Origin of the sequence: Serratia nevei (genome assembly GCF_037948395.1) — a bacterium.
Taxonomy (GTDB): Bacteria; Pseudomonadota; Gammaproteobacteria; order Enterobacterales; family Enterobacteriaceae; genus Serratia; species Serratia nevei.
This window is the reverse complement of record NZ_CP149940.1, coordinates 3,154,101-3,172,021: the sequence shown is the minus strand read 5'-3', so window position 1 is coordinate 3,172,021 and position 17,921 is coordinate 3,154,101. Positions and strand designations below refer to the sequence as shown.

The following is a 17,921-nucleotide window of genomic DNA, read 5'->3' as shown; positions in this document are numbered from 1 at the left end:
GGCTTTCCTTATGATCAGTGAGTGGCGCCGTTAACCGACAGGTAGCTGCCGCTGGCGGGATCGACCCGGTCTGCGGCCAGCTTTTCCACCAGCTTGAAGGTCAGCGGAGCGGGGGCGCTCAGCAGCGGTTGCCAGGCGGTTTGCGCCTGCTGCAGGCGCTGTTTGACCTTGTTCTCGTCGGCGGCATCGACGCGCGGCATTTCAACGATCGCTTCGCCGTTGAACGCCCAGGCGTGCAGCTTCGGTTCGAAGCTCAGCAGCAGGAAGCTGCCCGGCGCCTGCGGGTTACCGCCCAGAACCAGCCGTTGGGCGTTGGCGCTGACGACGGTCAGCGCGCGATCGCCGCCGTTGAGCTGCGCCAGCGGATAGCCCTGCAGGAACCACAACGTCGGCGAGAGGGTTTGGCCGCCCTGTTGCAGCGTGACTGCGCCGCTGCCCTGCAGCCAGCCGTCCTCGCCGCAGCGCAGCGCGTCGCCGGCGGGAATGAACAGCGCGCCGCCGTTGGCGTCGTCATGCCAGAAGGTGCGGAAGTGGCAGCCCTGCGGCAGGTTGAAACGCTGAGGCGGCGCGGTGTCCGCCTGCGGAGAGGTCACGGCTACCGCCGCAGGGATCGCCGGCTGCGGCGGGCTTTCCGGCTGCTCGACGGCCTCCTGTTTGACCACCGGTTTCCAGCCGCGCGCTTTGGCGGCTTCGCCGCTGGCCAGCTTTTCACCGCGCTTGTCGGTCAGCGTCCAGGGCAGGTGGCCGGCTTTCGGGCACTGTTTTTCCAACAGATTGCCGACGCGCGGCAGAAAGTCGTTCAGCACCGCCGGGTCTTGGCTTTGCGCCGAGACGATGCGTAGCGGGATGCTCTTGCCGCACCAGCTTTCGGGATTGCTGTTTTTGACGTCATCGATAAACACTTCCAGCTTCTGGCTGGGGGAGTAAACCAGGCGATAGTTCATCGCCTGCGCGGTCGGTACCGCCATCAGGGCGACGAGCCCCGGCATCCAATATTTCATAGTGAACCTTGCTGTGAATGTGCGCTGCTCAGTCGCGGCTCAGAAACCGTTCCGCATCCGCCAGCGAATGCAGCAGGGTGGTTTCCTGCGGTGAGCCAATCCAGACGGCGATAGCGCTGTAGTTATCGCTGTTATTGTTTTTCTTCCATGCCTGCTGCATCAGGGCGATCCACTCGCTGGGGGAGTTGACCATGTGCAGCGACTGTTCCAGTTCGGCCTGGCTGAAGCTGTGCCAGAAGCCGTCGGTGCACAGCAGGAAAACGTCGCCGTCTTCCAGCTGCAGCACGTCGCTGTAGGTGGCGTCGCGCTCTTCGTTCAGCCCCAGCGCGAAATACAGCAGGTTGCTGTTGATGCCGTTGGTCTGATAGCCGGCGTCCTGCATCTGCTGGATCAGGCTGTGGTCGGTGGTGACGGCATGCAGGTAGCCGCGGCGGAACAGGTACAGGCGACTGTCGCCGGCGTGCGCCCAGTAGGCCAACTGGTAATCGCGATCGATAAACAGGCTGACCAGCGTGGTGCCCATCTTGCTGTATTCGTCCGACTGTCGCTGTTGCTGGTGGATGGCGGCGTTGGCGCGCGTAATGTGCTGGCGAATGCTTTGGGCGTTCAGGTGCTTTTCGCCGTCGAAGTTTTGCAAAATAGTGTCGCGCGCCAGTTTGGCGGCGATATCGCCGCCCGGAAAGCCGGCGATGCCGTCGCACACCACGAAGCAGGCGGCGCGGTTGCCGAGCACCTCGCCGGTCTGATCCTGGTTGGAGGCGCGGCCGCCCTGGTTGGAGGTAGAGGCTATGGTGATATTCATTACGCGTCCGGTTTGGTCTGTGAGTCTTTGTATTGATTCACTTCAACGTCATAGGCGTGCAGGAAGGCTTCGCCGAACAGGGTGTGGAAATCGTCCTCGATCTCGCCGGAGGTTTGCTGATAGTTCTTCACGAAGTAGTCCCACAGCGCAGCCTTGCGGTTGGCGGGCAGCGACAGACGCGGCGCCACGCCTTCCTTGCGCGCTTCCTCTTCGAGGCGCTCCGGGTTGAACGACTGCAGCATGGCGGCGATGATGGCGCGGATGCCGGCGATCATCCCCAGCTGGTGCGCCTGCAGGTCGATCAGCGCATCGCGCACCGCCTGCTCCGGCGGCATAAAGCCCGGCATCTGGCTGCCGAACATCTGCATCAGCACCGTTTTGCCCGAAGGCAGCAGCTTGAACGGGTTGTTGGCCTCGTCGAGGATCATGGTCATCTCGGCCTTCACGCCGCGCTTGAGGATCGAGCGGGATGAAAGCAGGGCGACGGTGCCTTGCGAGAACAGGCTCAGCAGGCGGCCGGCCTGGCGGATCTGCCGTTCGTCGAAGTGCGGCTGCGGCTGCAGATCGTCGAGGCCGATGCCTTGCAACAGCGCCGTCAGCAGCGGCCCCTCTAAGGTGTCGCCATTCGGCGCGGCGGCGTGCTGCCGCTGAGCGGACTGGTAGGCGACCGGATCGATGCCCAGGCGGTTGCCCTGGCGCGGGCGCGGCGGCTGCGCAGGCGGTTCCTGCTGGTTGAACTGCGGCACGGGTTGGGGCTGTGGCTCAGGCGTCTGCACGGGTGGTGGCGTCGGCTCTGGGCGTGGCGCTTGCGGTTGTGCGGCGATCGGAGGCGGAGACGGCGGCGCGGGCGGCTGTACCGGCTCATCCGGCTGAGCCAGCGGCACGGCGCCGCCCATCAGCAGCCCCAGCGGATCGTTGCTGTTTAGCGTCTCGGGCGACGCGGGAGCGGATGAACCGCCGAACAGCGCCAGCGGATCCAGCTCTTGCTCCGGTTGCTGCGCATTCTGAGCCGGGGTTGCCGGCCGCGCTGGCGCAGCCTGTTCCGCCAGCAGCGCGCTGGGGGTGGTATCGGCCAGGATGTGTTCGCGCTCAAAGGTGGTGTCGGTGTTGAACAGCGCCGCCGGATCGGTTTGCTGCTGCTGCAGCTGGCGCAGATCGACATCGCCCGCCAGCTGTGCCAGCGGATCGGCCGGGTTCAGCTCGCGAGCGGGGGTATCCAGCAGCGGGTGGTTGCCGGGATTGGCGACCGGCGGCGGCGTGACGGCGGCCGGCGCATTCGGGGTAAATTCTTCCACCAGGCTGTCCCAGATTTCGTTGGGGATTGGCGCGGCGGATTTTTCTTTGGCGGCGGCTGTTGGGGCCGCAGCAGCGGCAACGGCGGCGGCCTTGGCCACCGGTTGAGCCTGTGGCGCGGCGTGCTGTTGCAGCGCGCTGACTTCAATCTGGTAATCGTCGATGCCGAGCATGTCGCCGTCCTGCAGTTCAACCTGGCGGCCACGTTCCAGCGGAATGTCGTTCAGCAGCACGCGGGTAACGTTGCCGCGGTTGGTGATGCGGCATTCGCCGTCAGCGGAAATATGCACGATCGCCTGCAGGCGGGAAATGGCGCGCTCTTCGTCCGGCAGCACCAGGTTGTTGTCCACGCTGCGGCCGATGGTGCCGCCCGGCGGCAGAAAATCGCAACTGCTCTGCGGCGGAACCTGGCCGCTTTTATTTTTTACAATGGAAAATCGCATAAGGCATTCCTGCTGATTAGGAGGTAGTGCAATAATTAATGATTCGATCTTTGGCTTGCCAAAATTGGCGGATATTTTGGCAAGCCGTTAAGTTGTTTCTTAACTCGTTCACTAAGGCTTGTTGTAGTCTTAATTTTACGAAATGCTTTTGTTATTAATTGAAATAATTATGGAATAAGAAGGTGAAATGAAATTCCGTTGAACATCTCAAGGGTAACGGCTCTCTCATAACTAATTCTGATATCAGTTGTCGTCTTTCCCTTGGTACTTCTTGATGATGGCTTGCAACGCTTGGCTATGTACAAGATCGATGCACTTTGCCATCGTCATCGGCTCCCCAGACATGCTGTCATAGTGCTTTGCCAGAAATTCTTTTGCCAGCGCCCTGACAGCGGTATGCGCTTCCAGAGAATAATCGCCGAACTCCATGTAACCCCTGGCGGCAGCGGCGGCATCGTTTTTGACTTCTTTTGCTGAGTACCCCTCGGCGATACAAACGCTAAGCGCGTAGTTTTTGAGGTACTCGGCAGGGGAATAGTCAATTTTTGTTGCTGCATTAGCGTTCAACGTTACGGCTATGGCCACAGCCAGTAAGATTCTTTTCACTGGTTATTTCCGAGACGGTTTTTCATTCACTCTAACCGGATTGTCTTTCACCCAATTATCATTAGGGCGCTGTACATAGTCTTTCGCAAGTTTGTCAAGATCTTCACTATGGTACATATCCATGCACTTCATTAAGTCTAAGCGGCTTTTTCCGTCCTTAGCATTGTAATTCTTTTGCAAGTACTGCTTTGTCAGTGCAATGATAGGGGATTCTTCATCACGAATTGCATAGTATGACCAAGCATCGATTCCATTCGATGAGGCAATTGCATCTTTGCTGGCTTCTGGTGATGTCTTATAAGCGACGGAAATGCAGTAGGTTAGAGCAATATCCTTGTAGTTTTGCAAATAGCTTCTGTATGCTGCTTGCGGCGGCCACTTTTCAATCGACTCTTCTTGATTTTTCTGCGCTATAGCGCAAGTGGCATATAGACAAAAAAAGGAGATAAGGATTCTTTTCATCTCAACACTCCAAAATCCGTATGGTTTGTGCAGAGTAATAGATAACCAACGCATGAGTATCTCAATGCTTGATGGCTAATACCCAGTGAAAATAATTAATAAAACTCTAATTTGCTTAAGTTGATGGTTTTATAAAGTTGCAACCTACAATATTAATTAGAGTAACGTTTGAAGATGGCTTTAGCCTCACTGGAACTCTGAAGCGAAAGGCAATCTAAAGTATGATAACTTCCTTTAACTGAGCCTTGACTATTTTTATTTGCGTACTGTTCAGCCAGTTTTTCGCCTTGTTCGAATGCATCCATGGGGAGTTTGCTGAATTCTAAATAGGCGGAAGCGGAACGGAAAGCATCTTGCTTGGTTTTTTCTGAGTCAGTAGACTTCCCAATGCAGCGGCTAATCAGCCAATTTTCATAAATTTCGCTTTGAGGTAAGTTTTCTATTTTTATATCTTCCGCCAGCAGCATAGGAGAAACGAGAAGAAGAGCAAGGGCGATGTGGGTAGTCTTCATTTTAATATCCAAAGTGATGCGACTTCAGGAACAAAAGAACCATTCTCAGGATCCCCCATGAAATGACAAGAGTCAGAGCAAATGTCACCGTTCCATAATGTGACATGTCCTCTGGCATTTCGCCAGCCATTTCCTTGTATAACCATTATCCCTTTTTTACCTGAAAATTTAGCTGGGGTAGGGGATTTCACCGTGATATCAGGCTTGCCGAAGTTCTTTTCTAAAAAGAGAATCATATCGTTAACACGATAAAGATACCATTTTTTATCTTTACCAGACACGGTCGCATAACCGGAGTTAGAGGGAATTGGTATGCCTGTATAGTTGAGTACATAGCTCATTCGTATAGGACAAGCATTTTCAAAAATACCGTTTTCAATATTGCTTTCTACTTTTCCACCAATCAATGCACCCACTTTTTTTACATTGATATTGACTTCAGAAAAACGAATCCATGCGGGCCCAAATAGAGGTTTTTTCATCCTGACTCTCCATTGTATCCATGTTATGCCCCCCCGGCCGTAACCGGGGGGGCATGCAGATTAAGCTTCGCGGTTTTCTTTGATGTTCCAACCTGCGCTGCTTTCGGCGCCTTTGCCGCCTTTGTCGCTCTGCTCCCAGTATTGCTGTTTCACTTTCGCCGCCTGGAAGGAGTAGGTGACGCCCACGGTATCTTCGCCGCCTGCGCCGGTGTACTGCACGGCGGTGACCAGCACGTCTTCCAGGGTGATTTTTGCGTATTCAACCTGGCTACCACCCGCCTTACAAACCGACAGCTCAATCTTGGTCAGGTGTTTGCCGCTTGAGCAGTGTTTCAGCAAGGCCGGGGTTGACTTGTCGATCAGCGCGTTGACGTGCAGATCGTTGAAGCACACTTTGCCGGCGCCACCGCCGCCGCCAACGCCCATATTGCCCGGTTGAGAAGCGCCCCAGGAGAAAGAAGTAATGTCGGTCCAGCCTTTGTGATTCGAATCTTTGGATTCGCCGCTGGCACCTTCAACTTTCAGGAACATATCAATAGCCATAGTTTCTTCACTCTTTATTAAGGGTTAACAGTAGTATTAACGTTACGTTGAAAAACTCAGGTAATAGCAGCAGGAATTGCAAGTGTGGTAATGCATTACCAATTTATATCCTTGTGCCATGCACCTTCTTAAATACCGAAAACTATCGGTACGGGTTACCGAGCCACTATTAAGTGCTAATGGCTCAATGCTTAATTATTTCGCGTTATCTTGATTCCACGTGCGATCTGGATTGCCTGCAATGAGCTGTCGGGAAAGCTTGTCCAATTCAGAACTATGGTACAACCGCAGACAGTTCAAGGTGACGCCTTGACTCTTGTCTTTAGTTTCACTGTGAAACTCATTGATTCTGGATTTATATTTTCCGATGAGAACATTGATTTTCTCATCACCTGATTCGATGTCGAATGGCATCCATTCTCTCATCGCATTCGCCATTCTGGCTGCATCAAGAGAGAATGCCTTATCCGAATCGGAGACCTGTGCCAGGCAGCGAGACAATGCCAGTTCTTTTACGACCTGGTGATAAGGCATCTGTTTGATAAATGCCACAGGATCCTGATTCGGCGCTGCTTGCAACCTTAATGAGGCGATAAGCAAGCATGCAGTTAAACCAAACCTCATGCTTTTACTGGTCAGCCGATGGAACACTAGCTTAATTCCCAAAACCAGACTTCTTTGCAGTTAAAATAGCAATGGGAATGGCAGGTCAATAGCGAGTTTTCTGGTTCGATAAGATCAATGTGTCCGCCATCATAGTTGGTTATTTTATTGAAGAACACGACGCCTTTTTTATTGCCGATACCCTTCTCTGCATCTGGAGCATTAAAGAAAATGTTGGCTTTGCCAAAACTACTGGAGCGATGCAACTGATCGGCCAGCAGTTTGGCTCCAGGCTCAATCGTTTTACCCTTATAGGCGCCTTTTTTGATTGGCAGACGGCCTTTGAAGCTGATGCCGGCTTTCAACAGCGCCAGGCTCATGCGGACGGCACAGGTATTGGCATAACCAGGGTTTTGCTTTAGAAGCGTATCAAGCTCATAACCAATCTCGGCGTAAACGGCTTCTGCTGCCAAATATCCCGGGCTAGAGTAATCAGAGGAGTAATGGCTGCTTTTTAGCTGACGATATAAAGGTTTCATGCTTTGCCTCCTTTGCAGGGGAAGCGAGTCGCCAGAGCCTCTTCAATCAGGGGGGCAGCCCTTTCGTGTAGGCGCGCAGCGGGAAGTTTATTAAAGAATTCGAACACAAACTCCTGCAGAGTGACAGTTTGTAGCTGGCTGTATTGGCACCAGCTTTTTCCTTCCGTCGCGTCCAGCACGCCCAGCAAATAAATCCGCGCTTTCTCTTTTTCCTGTTTATCTGCACTGCGATAGAAACGGAAAAAGTCGCTGCCTGGCAGATTGACATCATCGGACGTCAAATGCGCTATCGATGCCTGCTCTGCGAAAGCTGGCGGCGCGGCGGAGAGCGAGCAGACGACAGCCAACAGCGATGCCAGATAAAACCGTTTTGTCTTCATCTTTCTTTCCCTGTGATGAGGTTGATGTATCAGCCAGGCCGCACTATCGCGGCCTGACTTCAGTCCATCAGGACGCGTCGTTTTGCTTCAGCGAAGGCAGCTTCGACACCAGGCGCAGGGAGACGGTCAGGCCTTCCAGCTGGTAGTGCGGGCGCAGGAAGAACTTGGCGCTGTAATAGCCCGGGTTGTCTTCGATCTCTTCCACCTGCACTTCCGCCGCAGCCAGCGGTTTGCGCGACTTGGTTTCCTGCGAGGAGTTGGCCGGATCGCCGTCCACGTAGTTCATGATCCAGTCGTTCAGCCAGCGTTCCATGTCGTCGCGCTCGCGGAAGGAGCCAATTTTGTCGCGCACGATGCACTTCAGGTAGTGCGCGAAGCGGCAGCAGGCGAACAAGTACGGCAGGCGCGCGGAAAGCTGGGCGTTGGCGGAGGCGTCGGCATCGTAGTATTCCGCCGGCTTCTGCAGCGACTGCGCGCCGATAAAGGCGGCGAAGTCGGAGTTTTTGCGGTGCACCAGCGGCATAAAGCCGTTTTTGGCCAGCTCGGCTTCGCGTCGATCGCTGATGGCGATCTCGGTCGGGCACTTCATGTCCACGCCGCCGTCGTCGCTCGGGAAGGTGTGGCACGGCAGGTTTTCCACCGCGCCGCCGGATTCCACCCCGCGAATGGCGGTGCACCAGCCGAACTCTTTGAACGAACGGTTGATGTTGGCGGCCATGGCGTAGGCGGCGTTGGTCCAGGTGTAATTGCCGTGGGTCGCGCCGTCGGTTTCTTCTTCAAAGTCAAACTCGTCCACCGGGTTGGTGCGGATGCCGTAGGGCAGGCGCGCCAGGAAACGCGGCATCACCAGGCCCAGGTAGCGCGCGTCTTCCGACTCGCGCAGGCTGCGCCAGGCGGCGTACTCGGTGTTCTGGAAAATCTTGGTCAGATCGCGCGGGTTGGACAGCTCCTGCCAGGACTCCATCTGCATCACGCTCGGCGCGGTGCCGGCGATGAACGGGCAATGCGAGGCGGCGCCGATCTTGGCCATTTCGCCCAGCAGCTCCACGTCCTGCGGGCTGTGATCGAAGTAGTAGTCGCCCACCAGGCAGCCGAACGGCTCGCCGCCGAACTGGCCATACTCTTCTTCGTAGACTTTCTTGAAGATCGGGCTCTGGTCCCAGCCCACGCCTTTATAGCGCTTCAGCGTGCGGCCCAGCTCCTGTTTGGAAATGCTCATAAAGCGGATCTTCAGCATCTCGTCGGTTTCGGAGTTGTTGACCAGATAATGCAGGCCGTGCCAGGCGCCTTCCAGCTTCTGGAAGTCGTCGTGGTGAATGATCTGGTTGATCTGCTGCGACAGCTTTTCGTCGATTTCCGCGATCAGCGCCTGGATGGTGCGGTAGGCGTCGGAAGAAACGGTGACGGTGTTTTCCAGCGCCTGTTGCGCCAGGGTTTTCACCGCGTTCTCGACCGCTTCTTTGGCCTGATCGGTCTTCGGCCGGAACTCTTTGTTCAGCAGCGCGCTGAATTCATCGCTGGAAAAAGTCTCGGTGGTCTGCAACGCATTTTGTTGCTGAGGCGAGTTGCTCATCGATTAATCCTCACGCTCGTTGTTGTCGTCGTTAACCGCCGGCTTCGGCGCGTCGGTCAGGGATTGCAGCAGCGCCGGGTTTTGCAGGATCTTGGAGATCAGCTCTTCGGCGCCGTTCTTACCGTCCATATAAGACAGCAGGTTGGAAAGCTGGGTGCGGGCGTCCAGCAGATTGCCCAGCGAGTCGACCTTGCGGGCGATAGCGGCAGGGGAGAAGTCTTCCATGCTTTCGAAGGTCAGATCGATGTTCAGCTTGCCTTCGCCGGTCAGGGTGTTATCGACCTGATAAGCGACGCGCGGCTTCAGCGATTTCATGCGCTCGTCGAAGTTGTCGACGTCGATCTCCATGAACTTGCGTTCTTCCACGCTGGCTTGCGGATCGACCGCTTTCCCCACCAGATCCGCCATCACGCCCATCACGAACGGCAGCTGGATTTTGCGCTCTGCGCCATAAATTTCGACATCGTATTCAATCTGTACGCGCGGCGCGCGGTTGCGGGCGATGAATTTCTGCCCGCTGCGGGATTTCGAGTTTGACATGATTTACTCCATCTAATGGCGATTGGGAACGCGCCTCGTCCGGCTGGGAGAGTCAGGTTCTGATTCGGGTCTGCGCCGGGGCAGACGGTATCGGATGCGTCAAGAGAACAAAGGTCGGCGGCTAGCTGTTCTCCTCGTGGTCGGGGCGACCGAGAATGGTCTCCAGTTGGTTAAGCCCATCGGGCGCCAAATCGCGGACGATTTGCATAAAGTCCAACGTAATCAGCCGCTGGACCCGATCGATCATCAGCGGCGCCGGGTGGCTCGGCTCATGAAGACGAAAATAGTTTTTCACCTTGTCCAGCATCAGCTGGGCGTCGTCGCGCGACTGGATCTGCGCGCTGCGCCAGTTCAGCGGTGCCGTGGCGTTTTGCATCGCAGCCGGTTGTTGCTGGGCGGCGGTTTCCGGCGGGGCGTCGGGTTCGGCGGCGGCCGGGGCATCGCTCTGGCCGGCGAGCGCCACCAGAGAAAATACCTTGGTCAGCGCGCCCATTTCCGGCAGGGCGCTTTCCCCCAGATGGCGGGTCACTTCACTGCGAATGGCGCCCAGGGTGTGGGCGATGTGCGTCACCAGTGCGCCTTCGGGGCGGCCCTGCTGCGCCAGCTCATCCTGCAGCCGTGCGCGGCCGCCGGGAAAGTTGGGGCACTCTTGCTTGCTGCCGTCGAGCAGGGCGCCGGCATCGCGCAGCGAGATTTCACCGGCGGCGCTTTTCAGCAGCGGTGCGGTGCGCACGCTGGCGGCCAGCGCGGCTTTGTCGCCGAGGTCGGCCAACGCATTGATGCGAAACAGCGGGTCGGCTTCGCCGTCGAACTCCAATGCCGGTTGCAGAGCATCCCAGTAACGGAGTATCGACTGGTGGATCAGCGTCAGCCCGTCGGCGTAGCCCGGCAACCCGCGCAGCTGGGTCCAGGCGCGGGTGAGATACAGCATGACGCGCAGGTCTTTGGTGCGCGCCAGCAGCGAGGTCGCGAGGCGTTCGACCTGCACCCAATCCGGCGCTTCTTCCGGAATGATGGTGCTGCCGAACTGCTGTTCGGCCTTGCCGGTGGCGGCGCGCGCCATTGCCAGAAAGTCGGCGTCGTATTCCAGGTTGTCGCCGCAGGGATTGTCCGCGTCAACCGGGGCCAGCAGGGTATCGGTGTCGATAGCCATAGAATTTCCTTCAACGAACGATGTTAATCAAACATTTGCGGGTACTGGCCGCCGCGGCCGGGGCGTGCCCAGCCGTTGGGCTCGAACAGCAGTGAAAACAGCTGCACGGTGAGGTTGCCGCTGTGCACGTGGGTGTAGAGCGGGTGTCCGTCGGCCTGATTGGTCCACCAGAAGCTGGTGTACTGCGCCGGATCGAAACAGTCGGCGGCCTGTTGCCAGCCGAGACCCGGCACGTCCGGATGCTGAAAACCGATAATCGACAATATCTCGGAATCCGTTTCCGCCGGTGGGCTGGGCAGCGCCGGGATTGCCTGCAGCGTGCGGTCGATCTGTTCGGCGGAGAAGCCGTTGCGCACGCCGTTCAGCAGGGTATGGCCGAGCTGCTGGTACCAGCTCGCCGCCATGTTCAGTTGTTGCGGGCGCCATTCTTGCAGGCTGAACAGGCGCAGCGCGCAGATCGGGTAGCGCCGCCCGACGCGATCGCGCGCCGGCAACAGGCAGCCCATCTGCACGTACGGGCTGCCGAGCGTGGCGGGGATCACGAAGTTCCACACCGGTGCGTTGCTGAACGGGTGGCCGTTTGGCCCCTGCGCATCGCGCTGCAAATTCACCAGCCCGTTATGGAACCAGTGGGCCCAGTTGTTGACCACCGGATCGGGCAGGCGGCGCTGCAGAAAATCGCCGGCGGAAGGAAGTTTTCCGTACCAGCCGAGGCTCGTCGGGGCGCTTGAATCAGTGCTCATGATCATGTCCTTTCGGGGCTACGGGCACGAGAAGGCCGGCAGTTGGAACGGATTACGGATGCTGTTGGGCGTGAACTCCAGCGTGACGCGATGGCCGTCGAGATTGAACGTCGCCTGGCGGCCGAGGCCGCCGGTGCCCGAGGATTGCGCCATGTCCACCAGGCGGTTCAGCGCCCATGGCCCGCTGGTCACCAGGCTGGCGGTGGTGCCGTTGGCCAGCGCCAGCTGCAAATGCACCTGGTTGGTATTGCGGGTGCCCGGCCAGCTGACCACCAGCGGTACCTGAGGGCCATGGCTGTATTTGAACAGTTGGCCGTCGATATCCAGCGTCAGGTTGAGGATGTCGTTATCCATCCGCACCGGCCGCACGGTCACGCGGTACGAGGGCGTCGCGGTACCGTTGGCGAAGAAGGCGTCGCGGATGCGCTGCGCCTGCTGGAACGAACGCAGGATGCCTTCGCCGCCGGGCAGCGTCTTGCCGTCCACGCCGGGAGTAAAGCGCCAGTTGGCGCGGGTGGTGTCGACCTTGCCCTGCAGATTGTCGCGGAAGAAACTGTCCATCAGCCCGCTGTTCGGCGCGAACATGCGCGCCAGATCGTCCGGCGTCACGTCCTGGCGCGCCCGGGCCACCAGCGGATAACGGCCGGCGATCGCCTGGCGGCAGAAGCTGCCGACCTCGAAGCTGATGCGCTTTTTCACGTTCTCCATCTCTTTACGCTGGGTGTCGCTGCTGGCGCCGATCGCCAGCGACAGCAGCATCTGTTTGAACGGCACCGGCAAGCGGCCGGATTCGGCCTGCAGACGCGGGATGATGTCGCTCGGCGGTGCCGACATGCCGCTGTTGGCCGCGCCCTGTACCGCCGTCAGATAGCTGTATAGCTCATCGACCTGCTTCAGCACGCTGTCGAAAGGGATCGCCTTATTGCCTTCGCCCTGGCTTTGCGCCAGCTCCAGCAGCGGCGCGAAGTGCGCCATCACCAGCTGTTCCGGCTGGGCCGACACATCGCCGTCGGCGTTGGCCGGCCGGTTGGTGAACAGCGCTTCCAGCGTGCGGTTGGCGTTTTGATTCAGCCTGTCTTCGGTTTTGGCCAGCAGCGAACGGGAATCGGCGTCGCTTTTCTCGTCGCGCAGGGTGACGTTTTTGCTGACGTTGACCAGCAGGTTACGCATCGGCGACGGGTTGCCGGAGAGTAGCCGCGCGCTGCTGATGCGCTGGGTCAGGTTGCCGATGTTGGCCAGCTGGATATCTCCCAGCAGCGCATCCCAGGCGCTGATGAAGTCCTGCATGTACAGCTGGCGGATGGTCTTGGTCAAATCGGCGCTCTTCTGCTCCGGCGCCTGGCTGTTCAACACCCAGACGTCTTCCTTGCGCAGCGTGTCGGTCACCGGGTCGATATTGTCGCTGAACGCTTTCCAGTACCCTTGTGAGGTGAACAGGCCCGGCACGCCGTCGGTGACCGGTTTGCCGCTTTTGCGGCTGAACGCCAGCTCGGTTTGCGGGCCGGCCAAATCGACCAGGCTGACCGGCTTGATGTCGGTCTGTTTCAGCAGCAGACGTTTGAGGCGGCCATAGACGCGCTGCGACAGCGGCGCCCGATTGATGGCGGCCTGCGCCTGCGCCACCAGCGGTTCGTCTTTGGCGTAAGGCGAGGCCTGGATCTGCGTATCCAGCAGCTGGCTCAGGTGCCATTCGATCTGCTGCAGCTGTTTCTGCGTGCTGCCCTGCGGCAGGTTGCGCTGCAGGTTGAGCATCACCCAGGCGCGCAGGAATTTGCCGTCGTACTGCTTTGGCAGATACAGCATCTGATAGGCCTTCAGCGCTTCGTAGCTGAAGTCCGCATCGCCGTGGTTGTCGTTGCGCAGCGTGGTGGCGATCTGTTGCGCCACCTGCGGCAGCAGCAGTTCTTTCAGCGCTTTTTGGTACAGCGCATTGCCGGCGTCGCCCACCTGATCGCCGCGGAACAGCCCCATGCGGTAGGTGAACGGCGGATCGTCTAGCGAAAAGTTCTGGCTGTCCGGCAGGTGCAGCAGGCTATTGAGGAACGGCAGCAGCGAGAACATGTCGCCGTTACCCAACTGCGTCAGGTTTTGCCCCTGGCGTTCGACGCCGGGCACCTTGGCGGCCACTTCCGCCAGATAGGCCTTGTTGTTGCCGTAGCTGGTGAACCAGAGCATCGCCAGCACCGCCAGGATCACCGCCAGCGCGATGTAACCCGCCCAGTGCAGGGCGCGATTGCGGTATTCCCACCAGCGGTTGCTGCCCGCCAGCCCGGATTCCTGGAAGACCACCGATTCCAGCGTCTCTTTCAGGAAGAAGCTTTGGCCTTTGGCCGCCGGGATCGGCGCTTCCTGGCCCACGCTGTCCCAGGCCGCGTTGGCCTGCGCCCCTGAGTTTGCCGTCGGCAGCTGCAGGTAGCGGTTCAGCTCGCCCATCACCCGGTCGAACGGCAGGCCTTCCTGCGTGCCGCTGGTGAAATAGATGCCGCGCGGGGTAAAGCGGGTTTCAAAACTGGAGGTGGCGAACACCTGTTCCAGGTATTGACTGAGCAGCGGGCGCAGGGCCGCGAACTCCTGCGGGAACAGGTAGCTTTCGGCGCGCTGGCGCGCGTCGTGCTCCATCAGCAGCGTATCCGGCAGCGCCGCGTCCAGCCGCTGTTGCAGCAGGGCGTATTGCTGTTCGAAAGCGGCGTTCAGATTGAAGTCCGGCTGCCGCGAGCGCTCGTAAGGGAAGGTGAACCCCCAGATCTGGTCGCGCTGTGCTTTGTCGAAGCTGCCGAAGTAGGCCATAAAGCCGTTGAGCAGGTCGGTTTTGGTCACCAGCACATAGACCGGGAAGTGAATGCCCAACTGCTCGTGCAGTTCGATCAGGCGTTTGCGCAGCGCGCTGGCCTGGGCGGCACGCGCTTCGGCGCTGTCGCTCAGCAGATCGGCCACGCTGATGGTCACCATCACGCCGTTGATCGGCTGGCGGGTGCGGTATTTTTTCAGCAGCGCGACGAAGCTTTGCCACTCGCCGGCATCTTCTTCGCGCTGGCTTTCCTGCGTGGTGTAGCGGCCGGCGGTGTCGAGCAGCACGGCGTCGTTGGTAAACCACCAGTCGCAGTTGCGGGTGCCGCCCACGCCGCGCAGCGCGGTTTTGCCGAAGCGATCCGCCAGCGGGAAGTGCAGGCCGGAATTGACCAGCGCGGTGGTCTTGCCGGCGCCGGGCGCGCCGATGATCACATACCACGGCAGCTGGTACAGGTATTGGCGGCTGAAGCGGGTCATCCAGCGGTGTTTGCCGCCCTCCTGGCCCGGTGCGAAGCGCGCCTTCTTCAGCAGCTGCGCCGCTTCGTCGAAGCGCTGCGCCAGCTGTTCGTCTTGTTTAATCTCGGGCTTGCCGTCTTCCGCCGGTACCGCTTCGGCGGCGCGCAGGTTGCTCAGCAGGCGACTGTTGAACCAGGCGCTGTAAAGGCGCGGGATCAGGCGGCACAGGAACCAGATCAGGTAGATAACGCCGATGGCGATCTGGCGGTTGAGTTCCGGCTCCAGCGGGCGATAGTCGCCGATGGCCACCAGCGGGCCGATCATCCAGATGATGAACGCCAGCGCGGTGATGCCGACAAAGCCCCACAGCAGGCGGCTGGTGATGATGGAGAATAACGTACTGAGCATTACTTTCCGGTTCCTTGCGGCAAGCCGTTGATTTCCGCCTGGGTATTTTCCGGGGCGACCAACAGCGTAATTTCTACCCGGCGGTTCAACGCGCGGTTCACTTTGTTATCGTTCGGCGCGACGGGGTTGCTTTCGCCGCGGCCCTCGGCCTTGACCCGCTGCGGGTTGGCGAGGTGCTTTTGCAAGCGGGCGCTGACCGCTTCGGCGCGCGCCAGCGACAGCTCCCAGTTGGAGGCGAAACGGGCGCTGCGGATCGGCACGTTGTCGCTGTAGCCGGTGACCAGGATCTTGCCGCTGACGCCGTTCATGGCGGCGGCGATGCGGTCGATGACCGGAATATAGTTGGCGCGCACCGTGGTGGCGGCGGAGTCGAACAGCCCGTCGCCTTTGAGGATCACCACGCTTTGCTGCGCTTCGTCGCGCACCACCACCAGCCCTTCGGCGATCTCTTTGCGCAGGAAGCTTTTCAGGCTCAGCGTCGGCGGCGCGGCCGGCGCCGGGTTACCGATCGCCACCTGCGGCAGATTGGTTTGGTAAATCGCCGCCAGCACCGGGCTGGTGTTGTCGCCCAGCCGCCAGTTGAGGGCGATGAACAGCAGCGAAGCCAGGAAGCCGGTCAACGCCACGCAGGCCCACAGCGGCACCAGCGGGCGCCACAGCTTCTGCTGCACCGGCAGATCCAGCGCATGAGGCGACAGCGGTGGGGCATAGCCGCCGCGCACCGACCGGATCAGCTGCAGCAGGCGCTGCTTCATGGTTTCCAGCTGCGAGCGGCCGTTTTCCATCACTCGGTAGCGGCCTTCAAAGCCCAGCAACAGGCAATAATTGATCAGCTCCAGCAGGTTGATGTGCTCGCGCGGGCTTTGCGACAGTTTGGCCAGCAGCTGGAAAAACTTCTCGCCGCCCCAGGTTTCGTTATGGAAGGTCACCAGCAGCCCGCTGCCGGACCACACGCTGTTGCTGCCCCACGGGGTCAGCGCCGCCGCTTCATCCAGCGCGGTGCACAGGCAATAACGCGCGCCGATGATCACTTCGTACGGCAGGTTGGCGCGTTGGCCGCGGATCTCGAAGCGGCGCATTTCGTCGATCAGCTGTTGGCGCAGCTGCGCCGGGTTGGCGTGCGTGGCCGACTGGCGGATCTGCGAAATGGCGTTCAGCAGCGGGTTGGCGGCGTCCACCAGCGGATTGGCTGCCGGCGTCATGCTATTTTCCTGAGTCATAGGTTACCGGTCCGTATGGCTGCGAATCGCCCAAAATTCCATGTCCAGCCCCGGGAATTCGCCGGCCAGGTGCAGGGCGAAGGCGCTGGATTTTTCCATCTGTTTCCACAGGTCGCCGCCTTTTTCCAGCTCGAAGTAGGTGTAGCCGGCGTGATAGGGGATCTGGCGCGGCGCGGCGGGCATGGTGCGCAAACCGATGCCCGGCAGCTGCAGCTGCACCAAATCGCGGATGCGCGTGACCGGTGCGATCTTCATCTGCGCCGGGAAATGGGTCAGCAACACCTCTGCGGCCACGTCGGCGCGCACCGCCAGCACGAAGCCGAAATCGCGCATCATTTTGGCGTCCTGCACGGTGGCGACGTTCAGCCCGTGGGAGCGTTCGACCAGCGTCAGCTGAATGGCGTTGTCTTCCAGCACCACCGACAGCCCCTGACGCAGCAACAGCATCAGCTTGCCGAAGCACAGCGCCAGATTGTCGTGGTCATACACCGGCAGGCGCCCTTCCGGGGTGCGCTGCGCCGAGAAGCTGGCGAGCTCGGTGGCGAACTGCAGCCAATCGGCGAACAGACGCTCCGGGTGCAGATGGTCGAGGTGGTAGGCGTGGCTCACCTGACCAAGATGGCGGTTGATCAGCTGCAGCAGCATGAAATCGACCATTTCGGAACTGCCGCCGCGGCCCGGCTGCAGCAGGCGCTGGCTCATCTGCTGGCTGCGCTGTTGCAGCAGGCCCTGCAGATCGTTGATGAAGGTTTTCAGTACCGGGTTGCCCTGGCAGTTCAGCATCGGCGGGATCTGCGCGGTATCGAGGCGCAGGCTGTTGTCGCCGCGTTTTTCCAGCACGCGGGTCACGCCGAGCGCGGTCCATTCGGCGTTGAGTTCGCTCTCCAGCATCAGCCGCAGGCGCAGGCGGCCGAACTGCAGCGCCGCGCTGCCCACCGAGACGGCGTTGAGATCGTCGACTTCGTTCTCGTAAGCCAGATAGCGCGCCAGCGCCTCCGGGCTTTCCTGAAAGATCACGTCTTCACGCCCCGCGCGATAGGTCGGCAGGGCCAGCACCACGTTTTCACCGGTCTTGTTTTCGGCGATGGTCAGCGGCGCGGGTGCCTGCTGGGCGCCGGCGAAGCGAAACGGCGTGCCGTCCGGCATGATGCCGCTGGCGGCGTTGAGCGCAATCTTGCCCTGGCGCAGCAGCGTTTGGTCCAGATCCAGGGTCAGGAACCCCCAGAAACAGCCGCTGTGGGCCTGGCCCCAGTTGCGCATATAGCCTTCGAGATAGTTTTCCGCCTGCTGGAAATGGTGAGGGCGCAAAAACATTCCCTCAGTCCAGACAACCTTATGAGCATCTTTCATCATCACACCTATAGTTACTTCG

18 protein-coding genes are annotated in these 17,921 nt (G+C 59.4%); all 18 read right to left on the bottom strand.

Features of this window, described 5'->3' with window-relative positions:
• Positions 1-14 precede the first annotated feature (14 nt).
• Positions 15-1,001, bottom strand: coding sequence for a type VI secretion system-associated protein (locus V8N38_RS15270; RefSeq protein ID WP_147839796.1), 987 nt, complete (start codon positions 999-1,001; stop codon positions 15-17).
• Positions 1,002-1,029: 28 nt separating this feature from the next.
• A complete protein-coding gene (locus V8N38_RS15265; protein ID WP_015378289.1) occupies positions 1,030-1,803 on the bottom strand; it encodes a PP2C family protein-serine/threonine phosphatase in 774 nt (257 codons plus the stop codon).
• Positions 1,803-3,539, bottom strand: coding sequence for a type VI secretion system-associated FHA domain protein TagH (tagH, locus tag V8N38_RS15260; RefSeq protein WP_147839797.1), 1,737 nt, complete (start codon positions 3,537-3,539; stop codon positions 1,803-1,805). Before tagH ends, V8N38_RS15265 begins: the two co-directional genes overlap by 1 nt.
• Positions 3,540-3,782: 243 nt before the next feature.
• Complete coding sequence (locus V8N38_RS15255; RefSeq protein WP_371935063.1) at positions 3,783-4,130, bottom strand: T6SS amidase immunity protein Tai4 family protein; 348 nt, start codon at positions 4,128-4,130, stop codon at positions 3,783-3,785.
• Positions 4,131-4,148: 18 nt separating this feature from the next.
• Positions 4,149-4,607: a T6SS amidase immunity protein Tai4 family protein gene (locus tag V8N38_RS15250; protein ID WP_147839799.1), complete on the bottom strand. Its 459-nt coding sequence runs from the start codon at positions 4,605-4,607 to the stop codon at positions 4,149-4,151.
• Positions 4,608-4,759: 152 nt separating this feature from the next.
• The gene (locus tag V8N38_RS15245; RefSeq protein WP_147839800.1) at positions 4,760-5,119 is read right to left on the bottom strand and encodes a T6SS amidase immunity protein Tai4 family protein; all 360 of its coding nucleotides are present in this window, start codon (positions 5,117-5,119) and stop codon (positions 4,760-4,762) included.
• On the bottom strand, positions 5,116-5,601 hold the full coding sequence (locus V8N38_RS15240; protein WP_071796739.1) for a type VI secretion system amidase effector protein Tae4: 486 nt from the start codon (positions 5,599-5,601) through the stop codon (positions 5,116-5,118). Before V8N38_RS15240 ends, V8N38_RS15245 begins: the two co-directional genes overlap by 4 nt.
• Before the next feature lie 60 nt (positions 5,602-5,661).
• Entirely contained in the window at positions 5,662-6,144 is a 483-nt protein-coding gene (locus V8N38_RS15235) for an Hcp family type VI secretion system effector (RefSeq protein WP_038876771.1), read from the bottom strand.
• Positions 6,145-6,339: 195 nt separating this feature from the next.
• Positions 6,340-6,768: a T6SS amidase immunity protein Tai4 family protein gene (locus V8N38_RS15230; RefSeq protein ID WP_147840039.1), complete on the bottom strand. Its 429-nt coding sequence runs from the start codon at positions 6,766-6,768 to the stop codon at positions 6,340-6,342.
• A gap of 26 nt (positions 6,769-6,794) precedes the next feature.
• Complete coding sequence (locus V8N38_RS15225; protein WP_033653618.1) at positions 6,795-7,286, bottom strand: T6SS effector amidase Tae4 family protein; 492 nt, start codon at positions 7,284-7,286, stop codon at positions 6,795-6,797.
• Positions 7,283-7,666, bottom strand: a complete 384-nt coding sequence (locus V8N38_RS15220; RefSeq protein ID WP_060420734.1) for a Rap1a/Tai family immunity protein — start codon at positions 7,664-7,666, stop codon at positions 7,283-7,285. The genes V8N38_RS15225 and V8N38_RS15220 overlap by 4 nt, the downstream gene beginning before the upstream one ends.
• A 67-nt stretch (positions 7,667-7,733) precedes the next feature.
• Entirely contained in the window at positions 7,734-9,239 is a 1,506-nt protein-coding gene (tssC, locus tag V8N38_RS15215) for a type VI secretion system contractile sheath large subunit (protein WP_019452990.1), read from the bottom strand.
• A gap of 3 nt (positions 9,240-9,242) precedes the next feature.
• A complete protein-coding gene (gene tssB / locus V8N38_RS15210; protein WP_047730442.1) occupies positions 9,243-9,779 on the bottom strand; it encodes a type VI secretion system contractile sheath small subunit in 537 nt (178 codons plus the stop codon).
• Between the two features lie 121 nt (positions 9,780-9,900).
• Positions 9,901-10,932, bottom strand: a complete 1,032-nt coding sequence (gene tssA / locus V8N38_RS15205; RefSeq protein ID WP_060420740.1) for a type VI secretion system protein TssA — start codon at positions 10,930-10,932, stop codon at positions 9,901-9,903.
• Between the two features lie 23 nt (positions 10,933-10,955).
• Positions 10,956-11,675 carry a type VI secretion system-associated protein TagF gene (gene tagF / locus V8N38_RS15200; RefSeq protein WP_060420743.1) on the bottom strand — a complete coding sequence of 240 codons (720 nt, stop codon included), beginning with the start codon at positions 11,673-11,675 and terminating at the stop codon, positions 10,956-10,958.
• Between the two features lie 18 nt (positions 11,676-11,693).
• Positions 11,694-15,329: a type VI secretion system membrane subunit TssM gene (gene tssM / locus V8N38_RS15195; RefSeq protein WP_070914631.1), complete on the bottom strand. Its 3,636-nt coding sequence runs from the start codon at positions 15,327-15,329 to the stop codon at positions 11,694-11,696.
• Positions 15,329-16,531 (bottom strand): DotU family type VI secretion system protein, encoded by a 1,203-nt coding sequence (locus tag V8N38_RS15190; protein ID WP_080440212.1) that lies wholly within the window; start codon positions 16,529-16,531, stop codon positions 15,329-15,331. Before V8N38_RS15190 ends, tssM begins: the two co-directional genes overlap by 1 nt.
• A gap of 21 nt (positions 16,532-16,552) precedes the next feature.
• Complete coding sequence (gene tssK, locus V8N38_RS15185; RefSeq protein ID WP_033638522.1) at positions 16,553-17,899, bottom strand: type VI secretion system baseplate subunit TssK; 1,347 nt, start codon at positions 17,897-17,899, stop codon at positions 16,553-16,555.
• Positions 17,900-17,921: the final 22 nt, after the last annotated feature.

Bases quoted from the DNA above. Each gene is read 5' to 3' on its own strand.
- tssA (WP_060420740.1), bottom strand. From the start codon at position 10,932: ATGGCTATCGACACCGATACCCTGCTGGCCCCGGTTGACGCGGACAAT.
- tssB (WP_047730442.1), bottom strand. From the start codon at position 9,779: ATGTCAAACTCGAAATCCCGCAGCGGGCAGAAATTCATCGCCCGCAAC.
- tssM (WP_070914631.1), bottom strand. From the start codon at position 15,329: ATGCTCAGTACGTTATTCTCCATCATCACCAGCCGCCTGCTGTGGGGC.
- V8N38_RS15245 (WP_147839800.1), bottom strand. From the start codon at position 5,119: ATGAAGACTACCCACATCGCCCTTGCTCTTCTTCTCGTTTCTCCTATG.
- V8N38_RS15265 (WP_015378289.1), bottom strand. From the start codon at position 1,803: ATGAATATCACCATAGCCTCTACCTCCAACCAGGGCGGCCGCGCCTCC.
- V8N38_RS15220 (WP_060420734.1), bottom strand. From the start codon at position 7,666: ATGAAGACAAAACGGTTTTATCTGGCATCGCTGTTGGCTGTCGTCTGC.
- V8N38_RS15235 (WP_038876771.1), bottom strand. From the start codon at position 6,144: ATGGCTATTGATATGTTCCTGAAAGTTGAAGGTGCCAGCGGCGAATCC.
- tagH (WP_147839797.1), bottom strand. From the start codon at position 3,539: ATGCGATTTTCCATTGTAAAAAATAAAAGCGGCCAGGTTCCGCCGCAG.
- V8N38_RS15230 (WP_147840039.1), bottom strand. From the start codon at position 6,768: ATGAGGTTTGGTTTAACTGCATGCTTGCTTATCGCCTCATTAAGGTTG.
- tagF (WP_060420743.1), bottom strand. From the start codon at position 11,675: ATGAGCACTGATTCAAGCGCCCCGACGAGCCTCGGCTGGTACGGAAAA.
- V8N38_RS15250 (WP_147839799.1), bottom strand. From the start codon at position 4,607: ATGAAAAGAATCCTTATCTCCTTTTTTTGTCTATATGCCACTTGCGCT.
- V8N38_RS15270 (WP_147839796.1), bottom strand. From the start codon at position 1,001: ATGAAATATTGGATGCCGGGGCTCGTCGCCCTGATGGCGGTACCGACC.
- V8N38_RS15225 (WP_033653618.1), bottom strand. From the start codon at position 7,286: ATGAAACCTTTATATCGTCAGCTAAAAAGCAGCCATTACTCCTCTGAT.
- V8N38_RS15240 (WP_071796739.1), bottom strand. From the start codon at position 5,601: ATGAAAAAACCTCTATTTGGGCCCGCATGGATTCGTTTTTCTGAAGTC.
- V8N38_RS15190 (WP_080440212.1), bottom strand. From the start codon at position 16,531: ATGACGCCGGCAGCCAATCCGCTGGTGGACGCCGCCAACCCGCTGCTG.
- tssK (WP_033638522.1), bottom strand. From the start codon at position 17,899: ATGAAAGATGCTCATAAGGTTGTCTGGACTGAGGGAATGTTTTTGCGC.
- tssC (WP_019452990.1), bottom strand. From the start codon at position 9,239: ATGAGCAACTCGCCTCAGCAACAAAATGCGTTGCAGACCACCGAGACT.